The sequence below is a fragment of the uncultured Gelidibacter sp. genome, assembly GCF_947500795.1.
Classification (GTDB): domain Bacteria; phylum Bacteroidota; class Bacteroidia; order Flavobacteriales; family Flavobacteriaceae; genus Gelidibacter.
The window spans coordinates 56,603-70,561 of the sequence record NZ_CANMTE010000005.1; the positions used below are offsets into that span (position 1 = coordinate 56,603).

The 13,959-nt window shown below is 37.0% G+C and carries 14 protein-coding genes; all 14 read left to right on the forward strand.

Going from position 1 to position 13,959, the window contains the following annotated elements:
* The first annotated feature begins 145 nt into the window (after positions 1-145).
* The 14 genes from Q0947_RS12185 to Q0947_RS12250 all read left to right on the forward strand — a co-directional run bounded on the left by Q0947_RS12185 (position 146) and on the right by Q0947_RS12250 (position 13,940).
* The gene (locus Q0947_RS12185) at positions 146-2,257 is read left to right on the forward strand and encodes a gliding motility protein RemB (protein ID WP_299397782.1); all 2,112 of its coding nucleotides are present in this window, start codon (positions 146-148) and stop codon (positions 2,255-2,257) included.
* 228 nt (positions 2,258-2,485) lie between these two features.
* On the forward strand, positions 2,486-3,379 hold the full coding sequence (gene cyoE / locus Q0947_RS12190) for a heme o synthase (protein ID WP_299397785.1): 894 nt from the start codon (positions 2,486-2,488) through the stop codon (positions 3,377-3,379).
* A 1-nt stretch (position 3,380) separates the two neighbouring features.
* Positions 3,381-3,962: a cytochrome c oxidase subunit 3 gene (locus Q0947_RS12195; RefSeq protein ID WP_299397786.1), complete on the forward strand. Its 582-nt coding sequence runs from the start codon at positions 3,381-3,383 to the stop codon at positions 3,960-3,962.
* 145 nt (positions 3,963-4,107) lie between these two features.
* Positions 4,108-5,085 carry a cytochrome c oxidase subunit 3 gene (locus Q0947_RS12200; protein WP_299397789.1) on the forward strand — a complete coding sequence of 326 codons (978 nt, stop codon included), beginning with the start codon at positions 4,108-4,110 and terminating at the stop codon, positions 5,083-5,085.
* A 21-nt stretch (positions 5,086-5,106) separates the two neighbouring features.
* Positions 5,107-5,490 carry a cytochrome C oxidase subunit IV family protein gene (locus Q0947_RS12205; RefSeq protein WP_299397792.1) on the forward strand — a complete coding sequence of 128 codons (384 nt, stop codon included), beginning with the start codon at positions 5,107-5,109 and terminating at the stop codon, positions 5,488-5,490.
* Positions 5,491-5,651: 161 nt separating this feature from the next.
* On the forward strand, positions 5,652-6,365 hold the full coding sequence (locus Q0947_RS12210) for a hypothetical protein (protein WP_299397795.1): 714 nt from the start codon (positions 5,652-5,654) through the stop codon (positions 6,363-6,365).
* Complete coding sequence (locus Q0947_RS12215) at positions 6,349-7,107, forward strand: SCO family protein (RefSeq protein ID WP_299397797.1); 759 nt, start codon at positions 6,349-6,351, stop codon at positions 7,105-7,107. Before Q0947_RS12210 ends, Q0947_RS12215 begins: the two co-directional genes overlap by 17 nt.
* Positions 7,107-7,652: a DUF420 domain-containing protein gene (locus Q0947_RS12220; protein WP_299397800.1), complete on the forward strand. Its 546-nt coding sequence runs from the start codon at positions 7,107-7,109 to the stop codon at positions 7,650-7,652. Before Q0947_RS12215 ends, Q0947_RS12220 begins: the two co-directional genes overlap by 1 nt.
* A gap of 1 nt (position 7,653) precedes the next feature.
* On the forward strand, positions 7,654-7,875 hold the full coding sequence (locus tag Q0947_RS12225; protein WP_299397803.1) for a hypothetical protein: 222 nt from the start codon (positions 7,654-7,656) through the stop codon (positions 7,873-7,875).
* Positions 7,876-8,007: 132 nt separating this feature from the next.
* Complete coding sequence (locus tag Q0947_RS12230) at positions 8,008-8,709, forward strand: ABC transporter ATP-binding protein (RefSeq protein ID WP_299397806.1); 702 nt, start codon at positions 8,008-8,010, stop codon at positions 8,707-8,709.
* Positions 8,702-9,946 (forward strand): ABC transporter permease, encoded by a 1,245-nt coding sequence (locus Q0947_RS12235; RefSeq protein ID WP_299397809.1) that lies wholly within the window; start codon positions 8,702-8,704, stop codon positions 9,944-9,946. The genes Q0947_RS12230 and Q0947_RS12235 overlap by 8 nt, the downstream gene beginning before the upstream one ends.
* 1 nt (position 9,947) lies before the next feature.
* Positions 9,948-11,207: an ABC transporter permease gene (locus Q0947_RS12240; protein WP_299397812.1), complete on the forward strand. Its 1,260-nt coding sequence runs from the start codon at positions 9,948-9,950 to the stop codon at positions 11,205-11,207.
* 75 nt (positions 11,208-11,282) lie between these two features.
* On the forward strand, positions 11,283-12,446 hold the full coding sequence (locus tag Q0947_RS12245) for an HlyD family efflux transporter periplasmic adaptor subunit (RefSeq protein WP_299397815.1): 1,164 nt from the start codon (positions 11,283-11,285) through the stop codon (positions 12,444-12,446).
* Positions 12,447-12,497: 51 nt separating this feature from the next.
* The gene (locus Q0947_RS12250) at positions 12,498-13,940 is read left to right on the forward strand and encodes a TolC family protein (protein ID WP_299397818.1); all 1,443 of its coding nucleotides are present in this window, start codon (positions 12,498-12,500) and stop codon (positions 13,938-13,940) included.
* Positions 13,941-13,959: the final 19 nt, after the last annotated feature.

The window sequence follows — 13,959 nt, forward strand, 5'->3', positions numbered from 1 at the left end:
AAAGAGTTATTGAAAAGACCTTCTCAAATGAGGATCTTTCAGTAACTCTTTGTTGTTAAAATAGCTCAAACTGAACTTTTTAAATTTGACATCTCTGTTTTAAAAAAAATAGTATCTTTCCTCAGTAAAAAGGTTGCAACTGTCTATGAAGTACTTCTTCTTAAGTGTATTTATCTGTTTTCATCTTACAAGTGTTTCACAGAACATCAAAATTTATGAAAAATCGCCCGTTTTTGAAGGTTGCGAAAATCAAGCTATTGATGATCTAAAAGCATGTTTTAACAATAAACTGAATCTCTTTATTTTCGAAAATTTCAAGGTTCCTCAAAAAGTAGCCGATGATAGCTATAAAGGCGATGTAAAAGTGCTTTTTGAAGTGGATAAGGAAGGTGTTATAAATGTGCTTTATATAGATGCCGTTTATGATAGTTTAAAAGATGAAACCAACCGTATTTTCGATTCCTTGCCTAAAATTCAACCCGGAACCTATAATGGTAAACCTACTTTTTATCAATATTCCTTAGCTATTAAAATTCCGTTGGTCAATCCTGAGGAGGTGACCACTAATGCTATAGAAGAGGAAAAAAGTATTAAACAAACAATCGACCTTAATACAATTGTCTCCAATGAATTTGATAGTATCACCAAGGCCATTAAAAAATATGAAGGCTTGGAATACAGCAGTCAATTAAATATTCCGTTTACACATCAATATTATTCGCGTTTTGATGGTCAAATGAATGCTTTGGGGACCAACAGTCATACCGCAGCAAAACCTTTTGTTTATGAGGAAGTAGCGCCATATTATGATTTTAAGGCAGAAAAGGAAGCTTTAGTTAAAGGTTCAGATGCGTGGTGGAGCAGGAAATTGTGGGATGAGCATTTGGTAGAGGTGCAAGGTGGCGATTATTGGTTTACCATTGACCCTGTACTCGATTTACAAGTGGGGAAAGACACAGATGCTGATTTTTCTACGACCTACAATAATACTCGAGGCATATATGTTCAAGGTGGTTTAGGTAAGAAGTTTAGTTTTTCGGCCTCTGTTTTTGAAAGTCAGGGTAGGTTTGCACAATACTATAATCAGTACGCGGAAAGTCTAAAAGCTTTTGGGCCTGATCCGGCAATAATTCCTGGACGTGGTATTGCCAAGCGTTTTAAAACGGATTCTTATGATTATCCGGTAGCGGAAGCCTATTTATCATATGCTCCGGCAAAATTTATCAATGTACAATTTGGTCACGGTAAGAACTTTATTGGCGATGGCTACCGTTCTTTATTACAAAGTGATGTGGCAAATCCGCAGACATTTTTAAAATTAAATACCAAATTCTGGAAAATTAAATACACCAATACCTGGATGTGGCTTCGCGATGTCCGTGATGCGGTGGTTGAGGACAAGGCGTTTTTGACCAAATACATGGCAAACCATTACTTGAGTTGGAACGTCTCCAAACGCTTAAATATTGGTCTTTTTGAGTCGGTAATGTGGACGGATACCAATGGCAGGGGCTTTGATGTCAATTATCTGAATCCGATTATCTTTTTTAGAGCTGTAGAGTTTGAAGCAGGTCAAGGTTCAGGAAATGCTATTGTAGGAGCATCGGCAAAATACAAATGGAACAACAAAATCAATTTATATGGCCAATTTGTATTGGATGAATTCTCTTTAAGCGATGTAAAGGCTAAAAACAAAAGCTGGAAGAATAAATTCGGATACCAGTTGGGTGTCAAATATTATGACGCGTTTAAGGTTGATAACTTGATGTTGCAATTGGAATACAACCAAGTGCGCCCTTATACCTATTCCCATAATACCATCGTCAATAATTATGCCCATAGCAACCAGCCAATGGCGCATTTATGGGGCGCTAACTTTAGGGAATTTATAGCCATAGGACATTACAATTATCAGCGTTGGTTTGCGGATGCAAAATTCATCTTTGGTACCCGCGGATTGGATTTTAATGACGGCACGGATAATTTCAGCTATGGTGGCGATGTGTATAGAAACTACAATGAGCGTCCATTCAATTCTGGTGTAAAAATTGGTCAGGGTAATACTACCAAAACTTTTAACGCTGAATTGCAAGCAGGATATGTCATGAATCCAGTAAGTCATTTAAAACTCTTTACAAATATTAGTTTTAGAAATTTCAATCCGGAAGCCAATACCGAAACGACGTTTGATAACAGTACAGTTTGGTTCAATTTAGGATTAAGAACCGACTTGTTCAATTGGTATTTTGATAATTAAAATCGATTGCTAACATTCCAATTGCACGTTGTTTAACTTCTATGGGCTTGCTATTTCGGAATCATAAAATTTAAAACGGTTTCAGTTTTTCAATGTGAATTATCCAATTCATTTTTAGAAAGTTTCAAAAAGAATATTGAATTTTATTTATTCAGGAATTGAATTGCTAAAAACCAATTTTCAAAGTATCTTTGCACTCGCATTTAAAAGCGAATAAAACAAGACGCATTGGCAACCACGCAAACTTCGATTTCAAAGGTCTCTATTATTTCTGATTTTAAGGAAATAACTAAGATGAGATTGTCGTTGAGTGTTGTGTTCTCTGCGATAGCAGGATATCTGTTAGGAGCTGAAGCTATTGAGGTTGGCACCATTGTATTGTTGGCTTTTGGAGGTTATTTTATGGTAGGCGCTTCTAATGCCTACAATCAAATTATTGAGCGCGATTTAGACGCGCTTATGGACCGCACAAAAAACAGACCTATTCCTGCAGGTCGTATGTCAGTCAATTCAGCCTTTACACTTGCAGTTATCTTTACAATATTAGGAATTGGTACATTATACGTTATCAATCCAAGAACCGCCATGTACGGCGCTATTTCCATTTTCTTATACACCAGTGTTTATACGCCGTTAAAAACAAAAACACCATTATCGGTTTTTGCAGGCGCAATTCCTGGGGCCATTCCATTTATGTTGGGTTGGGTTGCCGCTCGAAATGATTTCGGTATTGAGCCTGGCACTTTATTCGCCATTCAATTCTTCTGGCAGTTTCCGCATTTCTGGGCTATCGGTTGGTTTTTATTTGATGATTATAAGAAAGGAGGCTTTTTTATGCTTCCAACGGGAAAGCGCGATAAAGGCACCGCTACCCAAACGATCATGTATACCATTTGGACCGTAATTGTTTCTATTATTCCTGTATTTGGGATAACGGGCGATTTGAAATTATCTATCGTGGCAGCAGTTGTCGTTTTAGCTTTAGGGTTGGTAATGATCTATTTCGCATTAGAATTATTTAAAAAGAGAACAGCGCAAGCCGCAAAACAACTGATGCTCGCAAGTGTGTCTTACATAACGTTGTTACAAATTGTGTACGTTGCAGATAAATTTATAAGATAACATGGACTTAACTCAAGGAACTTTCGAAGAGAAAAATAGCAGGGCAAAAAAGATGATGCTCTGGTTTGGCATCGTGTCCTTAATCATGTCTTTTGCAGGATGGACAAGTGCTTTTGTGGTAAGTAGCAGTAGAGAAGATTGGTTAAAGGATTTCCAATTGCCAAACGCCTTTATTATTAGCACAGTTTTGGTTTTAATTAGTAGTGTGACTTTTATCTTGGCTAAGAAAGCACTCGAAAAAAATAATAGACAGCTGACAACTATTTGGTTGTTTGCAACCTTGGCTTTAGGTATAGGCTTCATTGCCAACCAATTTTTGGGCTTTCAACAAATTATCGATTTAGGTTATAATTTTACTGGACCAACTAGTAATATTACCATGTCTTATATCTATTTAATAGCGATGATGCACATTGCACACGTTGTTGTAGGGCTGGTTTGTCTTTTGGTAGTAATTTATAATCATTTTAAACAGAAGTACACTGCCGACAAGATGTTGGGGTTAGAACTTGCTGCTACATTTTGGCATTTTATTGATATACTATGGGTATATCTCTTTTTATTTTTATATTTTGTAAGATAATTGCTGAGTTTTTTTGATGTCTATGATGTCAAAACAGTAATAATCGTAGCTAGTGGGCCTCAAAAAATATTGAGGATGTTTCTTTAGATGAATAAAATGATTATTTTTGTGCAACTTTTTAAATTAATACAACTAATCACTACATATGGATACGACTGTCGTGAAAACTAGTGCCGAAAACAAGCGTTGGGGTGGAGGTACTGAACCGCTAAAAACTAGTTATGGCAAAATGATGATGTGGTTTTTTATCACATCAGATGCTTTAACCTTTGCAGGTTTCTTGGCTGCTTACGGATTTTCAAGATTTAAATTTGCTGATTCATGGCCAATTGCGGATAACGTTTTTACGCACGTCCCTTTTATCCACGGAAATTATCCGATGATCTTTGTCGCTTTCATGACATTTATATTGATCATTTCTTCTGTTACAATGGTATTGGCGGTAGATGCTGGTCACCATAAAAACAAAGCCAAAGTAACTATTTACATGTTCTTAACCATTTTAGGTGGTTTGGTCTTCTTGAGCTCTCAAGCTTATGAGTGGACTACATTTATTAAAGGAACCTATGGAGCAGTTTCAACTAAAGGTGGTAACATCCTCCATATTATGGATGGCCAAGGCAATCAAGTCGCCTTAAAAGATTTTGCCATTGCGCAGTCTTCTGATCGTGAGCAACACGAAAGCAGAAAAGGACTTTGGTTTACAAGTGAAACAGCATTACCAAGTTATACATTTGACGAAGTATTGGCAGGTTTTAAAGCCAATCCTGATCTTGTTGTAAGAACTACTTATACTGGTGAAGATGGTCATAAAACGACATTATCCCGTAGCGAATCTCTTAAAGAGTTAGAAACTAAAGGGAAGAAGGTTGTTGAAGGTGCTAACCTTAAACAAAACGAATACGGATCACCATTGTTTGCTAACTATTTCTTCTTTATTACAGGTTTCCACGGATTCCACGTTTCTATCGGAATCATGTTGAACATCATCATTTTCTTTAACGTTCTTCTTGGAACTTACGAGCGAAGAGGAAGTTACGAAATGGTAGAGAAAGTTGGTTTATATTGGCATTTCGTTGATTTAGTTTGGGTGTTTGTATTTACATTCTTCTACTTAGTATAATTTGAATAACTTATTTTAAACATGGCAGCAGACGCACATAAATTAGAAATATTTAGAGGATTAGTTAAGTTTAAATCCAATACTCAAAAAATTTGGGGTGTTTTAATCCTTTTATCCATAATTACAGCAATTGAAGTTGTTTTAGGAATCTATAAACCTGAGATATTAAACGCTCATGTTTTAGGTATGAAAGCCTTAAACTGGATCTTCATTATCCTAACCGTTGTAAAAGCTTATTACATTACTTGGGACTTTATGCACATGAGAGATGAAGTGGCAAGTTTAAGACGTATGGTTGTATGGACTGGCGTTTTCTTAATTTCCTATTTAATATTCATCATCTTGCAAGAAGGAGGCTATGTTCATAATGTATTTGATAATGGTTTCGTTAAGATGGATTTCTAACAATCATCACGCTGTTACAATAGTCACAGTTAATTGTTAAACATATACAAAAAGGCGGTTATTTGAACCGTCTTTTTTATTTTTGCACAACTGTATTTCAGGACGATTTCAGTAACAGGAATCTCATATTCTAGAACAAAAAATCATGCAAAACATCTCTAATGGATAAAAAACTTGTTATACGGTATACAGTGCTCGGAATACTATTTTTTCTTCCCGTTGCATTTCTATTAATGCTTCTTCCAGCAAAACACAACTACAACCCGCTAGACATTATTAAAGACGAGGTAACGGACATCCAAAGCGTCAGCGATTATGCTTTAGAAGATCATATTACGGTGTTGGCATTCTTCGGAAAGGATCCGCTTCAAAACAGAGTTGCAGCGTCAAATTTGAAGGAATTGATCTATGATAAATTCAAAGGCTTTAAGAAGTTCCAAATTGTCGCTATCGTGTCGCCAGAAGCTGAAGACAAGCTTGATGTTCTAAAAAAGGAAATCCAGGCGCATGAGGATTTAAAATATTGGCATTTTGTGTTTTTATCGGAAGACGATACAAAGGCGGTATTTAACAGCTTAATTACCGACCGTCCGCTTAATAGCAATCTGTCAACTTCTAAGGTGTTTATTGTGGACATGGACTTGCATCAACGTGGGCGTTTAGATGATCGTACGGAAAGAGAAGTAGAAAACAATGTTGCCAAATACGATTTGACATCTTATGATTGCATAGAAGTGGCGATACTTAAAAATAAAATGAGTGAAGATATGCGTGTGTTGTTTACTGAATACAGAGAAAAACGCAAAGGAAACTTTGATTCGACTACACGACGCGCTAACGATTTAAAAGGTGTTACAGATGAGCAAGAAAACTAATTATTCTTATGTAGGTATTTCGTTTGTTGTATTATTATTTGGGATTTATTTTGTTCCAAAAATTATAGACCGTATCAACAACAAAGACGTGGTAAGGGATGAAAGTAGGACAGAAGATATTAATCTGAATCCGAAAAAGAAACCTGGAAACCTCTCCGATTTAGCCTTTATTGAAATCAATGGGAATCGTAAAAAAGTGCCTGCATTTAGTTTTACAAATCAGCATGGCGAAACCATAACCAATAAAGATTATGAAGGTAAGGTTTATGTGTTGGAATTCTTTTTCACCACCTGTCCAACCATCTGCCCAAAGATGAATGCAAACATGCTCGATCTTCAAAACACATTTCTAAACGAAGATAATTTTGGTATCGCGTCTTTTACCATTGCACCAAGCATCGATACGCCTGAAGTCTTGAAAGCTTACGCTGAAACTCATGGCGTAACCAATCCTCATTGGCATATGATGACTGGTGATCAATCAGCCATCTATAAATTGGCTAATGAAGGTTTCTATCTTTATACTGCTAAGGATGATAATGTGGAGGGCGGATTTGAACATTCCGGTAACTTTGCGCTTATTGATAAGAACGGATACATTCGTTCAAGAACAGACGCTTCAGGAAGTCCTATCATTTATTATAACGGGATGATTTCCGAAGAAGAAAAATTTGATGAAGAAGGCATGGAACAACAAATCACCATGCTAAAAGAAGATATTGCTAAATTATTAAAGGAATAATGGAGAACCCAAATCTAGCCGCAGAAAAGAAATACAATAAATGGATTGTTGTTTTATCAATCGTTATCCCGTTGGTGGTTGCCGCATTATTTGGTGTCAACTTACGTGATATGGGTTACGATGTAGCCCCGCTAACATTTTTACCTCCTATTTATGCGAGTATTAATGCCCTTACTGCTGTATTGCTGATTGTTGGGTTTTGGGCGATTAAGAATAAGAAAATTGACCTTCATAAAAAATTGATGACTACCGCCATTGGTTGTTCTGTACTTTTTTTGATCATGTATGTGGCGTATCATATGACCAGTAACTCGACTTCTTACGAGGGAGAAGGCGTTATGAGAACGGTTTATTTCTTTGTGTTGATCACTCATATCATTTTATCAATCGTTATCATTCCGTTCGTATTGATAACTTATGTAAGAGCGATTACCAACAATATAGAGCGCCATAAGAAAATAGCAAAAATCACATTTCCGTTGTGGTTATATGTTGCAATATCAGGAGTGATTGTGTATATTATGATTTCACCTTATTATGTTTAAAATGAAGAAGAAAGTCCTTTTATTGCTTTTTACTGTTTTTACATTTTTAAATACGAATGCACAATGTGCTATGTGTCGTGCTGTATTGGAAAGTGAAGATGGTCTGTCTACCGCCAAGGGTGTTAATGACGGCATTGTATACCTTATGGTTATTCCTTATTTACTTGTTGGAGGATTAGGGTTTGCGATTTATATGAAGTACTTCAGAACTAAAAAAAGTTGAAAAACCAGTTAGAATCTGTAACATTTTTTGTTTTCAGATGTCTAAATAGAAGTTATTTGTACAAGTCTTAACAAATTGTTAATAGAATTAGCGCGTTGTTTTGTGTAACATTGTACATTCAACAGCTTCTATATGATACAAATAAAAGATTTACATAAGTCCTATCACATGGGGAATAATTCGCTTCATGTGTTAAAAGGAATTAATTTTGATGTCAAAGAAGGTGAATTGGTATCCATTATGGGGTCTTCTGGCTCAGGAAAATCGACACTTCTAAATATTCTCGGAATGTTGGACGAGGCCGATGAAGGTTCGTATACACTAGACAATGTTCCTATTAAAAATCTTAATGAGAAGATAGCCGCCAACTACAGAAACAAATTTCTCGGTTTCATTTTTCAATCTTTTAATCTTATCAATTATAAATCCGCGTTAGATAACGTTGCGCTGCCTTTGTATTATCAAGGCGTGGCACGAAAGGAACGTGTGGAACGCGCAATGCATTATCTCGATAAAGTAGGTTTGGCGCCGTGGTCTCACCATTTACCCAATGAACTTTCTGGCGGACAAAAGCAGCGTGTTGCCATTGCAAGGGCATTAGCGAGTGACCCTAAAGTATTATTGGCAGATGAACCTACTGGAGCTTTAGATACAAAAACATCTTATGAAGTTATGGAGCTTATTCAGGGGATAAATGACGAGGGAAAAACGATTTTGGTGGTCACTCACGAGCATGATATTGCCCAAATGACCAAACGTATCGTCAATTTAAAAGATGGTGTCATCATAGATGATAGTGTCGTGGAACAAGTAAGAGCTTCCCAGTATGTTTGATATTGAACGGTGGCAGGAAATCTTTGAGACCTTAAGTAAAAACAAGCTTCGGACGTTTTTAACTGGTCTTTCTGTTGCTTCAGGAATCTTTATTTTAGTCATTTTACTCGGATTTAGTTCTGGCATTCAAAATGGGGTGACCTCGCAGTTTGAGAAAGATGCTGCCAATAGTATTTCAGTTTGGACGGGTGTTACTACCAAACAATATAAAGGCTTAAATCCGGGACGCCGTATTCAACTTAAAAATCAAGATTTTGATGACATCGTTACTAAATACGATGATAATTTAGAATACAAATCGGCTTTCTACACCATATGGGGCGGATTGGTCAACTACAAAAATGAATCCGGAAACTACAGGATTCAAGGCGTTATGCCAGACAATCAATTTATTGAAAACGCCGATATCCATCAAGGTCGGTTCATCAACCATTCTGATGTTGTCGGGAATAAAAAGGTTGCCGTTATTGGTAATAAGGTCAGTCTCGATTTATTCAAAGGCGATAATCCAATAGGAAAGGACATTTCACTCTACGGCATTAATTTTAAAGTTGTGGGCGTGTTTTTTGATCCGGGAGGTGAACGTGATGAAAGTAAGGTGATGATGCCTATAACTACGGCACAAAAGGCTTTTAATGGCGGTAATGACATCAGAAGCATGATGTACACCGTAAAGATGGCTGATAATTTTGATGAGGCTGTTAAGTTATCCGAGCAGGTCACCTTAGGAATTGAGAACGATATTAAGGAAACACATATCATCGCACCAGATGATACCAGTGCCATTAGGGTAAATAACACCTTAGAAGAAGCACGTAAAATATATTCTTTAGTAGATACTATTAAAGCGGTGTTCTGGTTTGTGGGCATCGGTACCATCATTGCCGGTGTGGTAGGTGTTGGCAATATTATGCTGATCATTGTTAAGGAACGCACTAAAGAAATTGGCATCAGAAAAGCATTGGGTGCAGAGCCCATGTCTATTGTAGGCATGATTTTACAGGAATCTATTTTTGTGACGATGTTTTCAGGACTCTTCGGACTCGTGGCAGGATTGGCATTGCTCGAATTTGTAGGCCCATTGATAGAAAGTGATTTTATAAAATACCCACAAGTAGATTTTAACACTGCATTGACTACTGTATTTGTATTGGTTTTTGCAGGTGCTGTTGCCGGGTTTATTCCCGCGTATCGCGCCGCTAAAATTAAACCCATTGTAGCACTAAGAGACGAATAATATGTTGAGTAGAGACCGTTGGGATGAAATATTAGAAGCATTAAACGCCAATAAGTTCAGAACTTTTCTGACCGCTTTCGGGGTGTTTTGGGGTATAACCATTTTGGTGCTTTTATTGGCATTGACTAACGGACTTAAAAATGGCGTGACCGCAGGGTTTGGAAATTTTGCAACCAACTCTATGTTTGTCTGGTCTCAACAAACATCAAAACCTTATAAAGGCTTGCCAAAAGGACGTCGATTTAATTTCAAATTAGATGATGTTGCTGCTTTAAAAAATGATTTCCCACAACTCAAATACGTGTCGCCCCGTAACCAATTAGGAGGTTATAATGGCGCTAACAATGTAGTGAGAGGTACTAAAACGGGCGCATATCAGGTGAATGGCGATTATCCTGAATTTATAAATCAGCAGCCTATGGATATTCTTCAAGGGCGATTTTTGAGTTATTCAGATATCAATGCCAATAGAAAAGTATGTGTTATCGGCACGGGTGTGGTTAACGGACTTTATGATAAGGGAGAATCTACATTAGGCACCTATATCAAAATAAATGGGGTCAATTTTATGGTTATCGGCACCTTTAAAGTAAGCAACAGTCAAGGCGATAAAGAGGAAGATGCCAATACGATTTTTGTGCCTTTTACTGCGTTCAGTCAAGCGTTTAATTTTGCCGATAACGTAGGATGGTTGGCACTAACTGCCCATGATGGAACAGATATTACAGCCATCAAACCTCAAATTATGGAAACCTTGAAGAGCCGACGTAAGGTGCATCCTGAAGATGATCGTGCCATTGGAAACTTTGATCTTGCAGAAGCCTTTGGGCGTGTTAACGGCTTGTTTTCCATATTAGGATTCGTAGGGTATTTTGTGGGAGCATTGGTTTTAATGTCAGGCATTATTGGTATTAGTAACATCATGCTGATTGTCGTAAAGGAACGCACCAAAGAAATAGGAGTAAGGAGAGCATTAGGCGCATCACCTTGGACTATTAAATCACAAATTTTACAAGAAAGTTTAATTCTGACCATCTTATCAGGAATGGTAGGAATCACTTTCGCCGCAGCCGTTATTTGGGCATTTAATTACGCTTTAGATGCGAATGGCCCTGTAGAGAATTTCGCAAACCCGAGCGTGAGCATGTCAGTCGTCATTACGGCGTTGGTCATTCTTGTAGTGTCAGGATTGTTAGCTGGATTGATTCCTGCCAATAGCGCAACAAAAATGAAACCTGTGGATGCCTTAAGAATAGATTAAAAAAATAACTCATGATGCATACTTTCATTTTGTGGAGGTGCAACATTTGTCAAATTAATAACAATAAGAAGTATAATGAAAAGAACAAAAACCGTCATTACATTAGTATTAATCGTTGCCATGTTCGCGACGGCTTTAATCTACTTGTATTTAAAAAATCAAGAAGATCCTGTAACCTATACTACGGAGTCGCCAGTTGAGCAGACCATTGTAGTCAAAACCGTGGCCACAGGTAATATCGTTCCTAAAGATGAAGTGCTTATTAAATCTAATATTTCGGGCGTTATTGAGGAAGTATTTATTGAAGCTGGAGAGTATGTGAAGTCTGGAGATTTAATTGCTCAAATTAGAGTTATTCCAAATGTGTCCTCGTTAACGAGTGCAAAGAATACTATTTCTTCCAATCAAACGGCATTGCAAACGGCGAAGATTAATTTACAGACCCAACAAACCAATTATGACCGTCAGAAGGCGCTATTTGATAAAGGCGTGATTTCTGCAAATGAGTTTGAAAGTGTAAAAAACACCTACCTGCAAACCAAGCAAAGTGTACAACAAGCAGAAATCAACTTAAACTCTTCACGTCAAAACTATGATATCGTTAAAACTGGAACCACTTCAGGCTTAGGAAATATAGCCCAAACGCAAGTGAGAGCGACGGTTTCAGGGATGGTATTAGATGTGCCGGTTAAGGAAGGAAATCAGGTAATTGAAGCCAATAACTTTAATGAAGGAACGTCTATTGCGTCTTTAGCTGATGTTAAAAAGATGATTTTTGAAGGTAAGGTTGATGAAAGTGAAGTTGGTAAAATTAAAGAAGGCTTACCGTTAGAGATTACTGTGGGAGCTATTGAAAACATGAAATTTGATGCGGTGCTGGATTATATCGCTCCAAAAGGTGTGGCTGAAAATGGCGCCATCCAATTTGAAATCAAAGGGACTTTAAAATCTATCGATTCTACTTTTATTAGAGCTGGTTTAAGTGCAAATGCATCCATCATCTTGGATAAAGTAGAAAATGTCTTAGCGATAAAAGAAGCGTTGGTACAATACGATTCGAAAACTCAAAAACCATTTGTAGAAGTGATGGTAGGCGATCAAAAATTTGAACGTAGAGATTTGGAGTTAGGTATCAGCGACGGTATTTTTGTTCAGGTTAAAAATGGTATCAGCAAATCGGACAAAATCAAAGTATGGAACCAGGTTCAAGGCATTCCAGACTATGCAAAGAAGAAATAATTCACTTTTAAGTGTAACACTTTAATTGATACATCGACCTATATTTTAATTATGAAAAAATCAATACTTATAGTTTTTGCCCTTGTCGCTCTTACATCACAGGCACAAGTAAAGAAATGGACACTTAAAGAGTGTGTGGAATACGCTTTAGAAAATAATATTTCTGTAAAACAAAGTCAGTTGGATTTAGAGCTGACAGACATTGAAAAAATGCAAGCTGTTGGTAATTTCTTGCCGGATATCAGTATGGGTGCCAATGTGTCGGAAAATACAGGATTAAGCTTTAACCCGGTGACCAATAACGCTCAAACCACTACGTTTTTATCTGCTTCGGGGCGTATCAATGTTGGGTATACCTTGTTTAACGGGATGCGTAATTTTAGAGAAGTACAGCGTGCCAAAATATCAAAGTTGTCTGCTCAATATAGATTGACTAAAATGGAGGATGATATTTCCTTATTTGTAGCCAATAACTATTTACAGGTGATTCTTAATAAAGCGAATTTAGAAGTTTTAACGGCTCAGAATACAGTTACGAAAGACCAATTGCAAAGAACACAAGATCTTGTTGATGCTGGCGTATTGCCGCAAGGCGATCTTTTAGAAATTAAAGCTAATGATGCCAGTGAAAAGCAAGCTATTGTAAATGCTGAGAATGCTGTACAAGTGTCTTTAATTAGTCTAGCTCAGCTATTATTGATTAAAGATTATCAGAATTTCGATATTGAAGATGAAGGCTATGATGTTGTTGATGCTGGAATTGCCGATAAAGACGTTTATGATATTATTAATAGTGCTAAAGAAAATAGAGCAGAGATTAAAATTGCTGAAAAGAATGTAGAATTAGCCGAAAAAGATGTGCAAATAGCTAAAAGCGCGCATTCTCCAACGCTTTCGGCATTTTTTGGATATGACACACGTTATACCGATGCCACGTCATTTATGCAAAGTATTGACCCTAACAATCCGGTAATTACGAGAGAAATTGGTGTTGTACAAGAAACAGGACAATCTGTTATAGGGGAGTTCCCTAATACAGTTCCGGTGGTGGTAGGTGCAGATCCGTTTGTAGACCAACTCTACCAAAATGATGGTATTTCTTACGGGCTTTCTTTGAGTATTCCAATCTTGAATGGTTTTGCGACGAAAGGCAATGTGCAACGTAGTAAGATCAACTTAGAAAGAACTCAATATCAGTTGGAACAAGCCCAATTAGATTTGGAATCGACAGTGTATCAAGCGTATGTGGATGCAAAAGGCGCATTAAAATCTTATGAAGCTGCACAATCGGCTTTAGAATCTCAAGAATTGGCTTACAATTATGCTAAAGAACGCTATGATGTGGGCTTAACCAATGCCTTCGATTTTAGCCAATCTAAAGTCAGATTTGACAATAGTAAAATTGAACTGAATCGCGCTAAATATGATTATATTTTTAAGCTCAAAGTTCTTGAACTCTATTTTGGAATTCCTGCACTCGAGTTGAAATTTTAATTATAACTATTCATCACTA

What these genes read in the sequence shown, in the direction of transcription:
- Q0947_RS12185 (WP_299397782.1), top strand. Translation starts at nt 146, where the DNA reads ATGAAGTACTTCTTCTTAAGTGTATTTATCTGTTTTCATCTTACAAGT.
- Q0947_RS12195 (WP_299397786.1), top strand. Translation starts at nt 3,381, where the DNA reads ATGGACTTAACTCAAGGAACTTTCGAAGAGAAAAATAGCAGGGCAAAA.
- Q0947_RS12200 (WP_299397789.1), top strand. Translation starts at nt 4,108, where the DNA reads ATGGATACGACTGTCGTGAAAACTAGTGCCGAAAACAAGCGTTGGGGT.
- Q0947_RS12205 (WP_299397792.1), top strand. Translation starts at nt 5,107, where the DNA reads ATGGCAGCAGACGCACATAAATTAGAAATATTTAGAGGATTAGTTAAG.
- Q0947_RS12210 (WP_299397795.1), top strand. Translation starts at nt 5,652, where the DNA reads ATGGATAAAAAACTTGTTATACGGTATACAGTGCTCGGAATACTATTT.
- Q0947_RS12215 (WP_299397797.1), top strand. Translation starts at nt 6,349, where the DNA reads ATGAGCAAGAAAACTAATTATTCTTATGTAGGTATTTCGTTTGTTGTA.
- Q0947_RS12220 (WP_299397800.1), top strand. Translation starts at nt 7,107, where the DNA reads ATGGAGAACCCAAATCTAGCCGCAGAAAAGAAATACAATAAATGGATT.
- Q0947_RS12225 (WP_299397803.1), top strand. Translation starts at nt 7,654, where the DNA reads ATGAAGAAGAAAGTCCTTTTATTGCTTTTTACTGTTTTTACATTTTTA.
- Q0947_RS12230 (WP_299397806.1), top strand. Translation starts at nt 8,008, where the DNA reads ATGATACAAATAAAAGATTTACATAAGTCCTATCACATGGGGAATAAT.
- Q0947_RS12235 (WP_299397809.1), top strand. Translation starts at nt 8,702, where the DNA reads ATGTTTGATATTGAACGGTGGCAGGAAATCTTTGAGACCTTAAGTAAA.
- Q0947_RS12240 (WP_299397812.1), top strand. Translation starts at nt 9,948, where the DNA reads ATGTTGAGTAGAGACCGTTGGGATGAAATATTAGAAGCATTAAACGCC.
- Q0947_RS12245 (WP_299397815.1), top strand. Translation starts at nt 11,283, where the DNA reads ATGAAAAGAACAAAAACCGTCATTACATTAGTATTAATCGTTGCCATG.
- Q0947_RS12250 (WP_299397818.1), top strand. Translation starts at nt 12,498, where the DNA reads ATGAAAAAATCAATACTTATAGTTTTTGCCCTTGTCGCTCTTACATCA.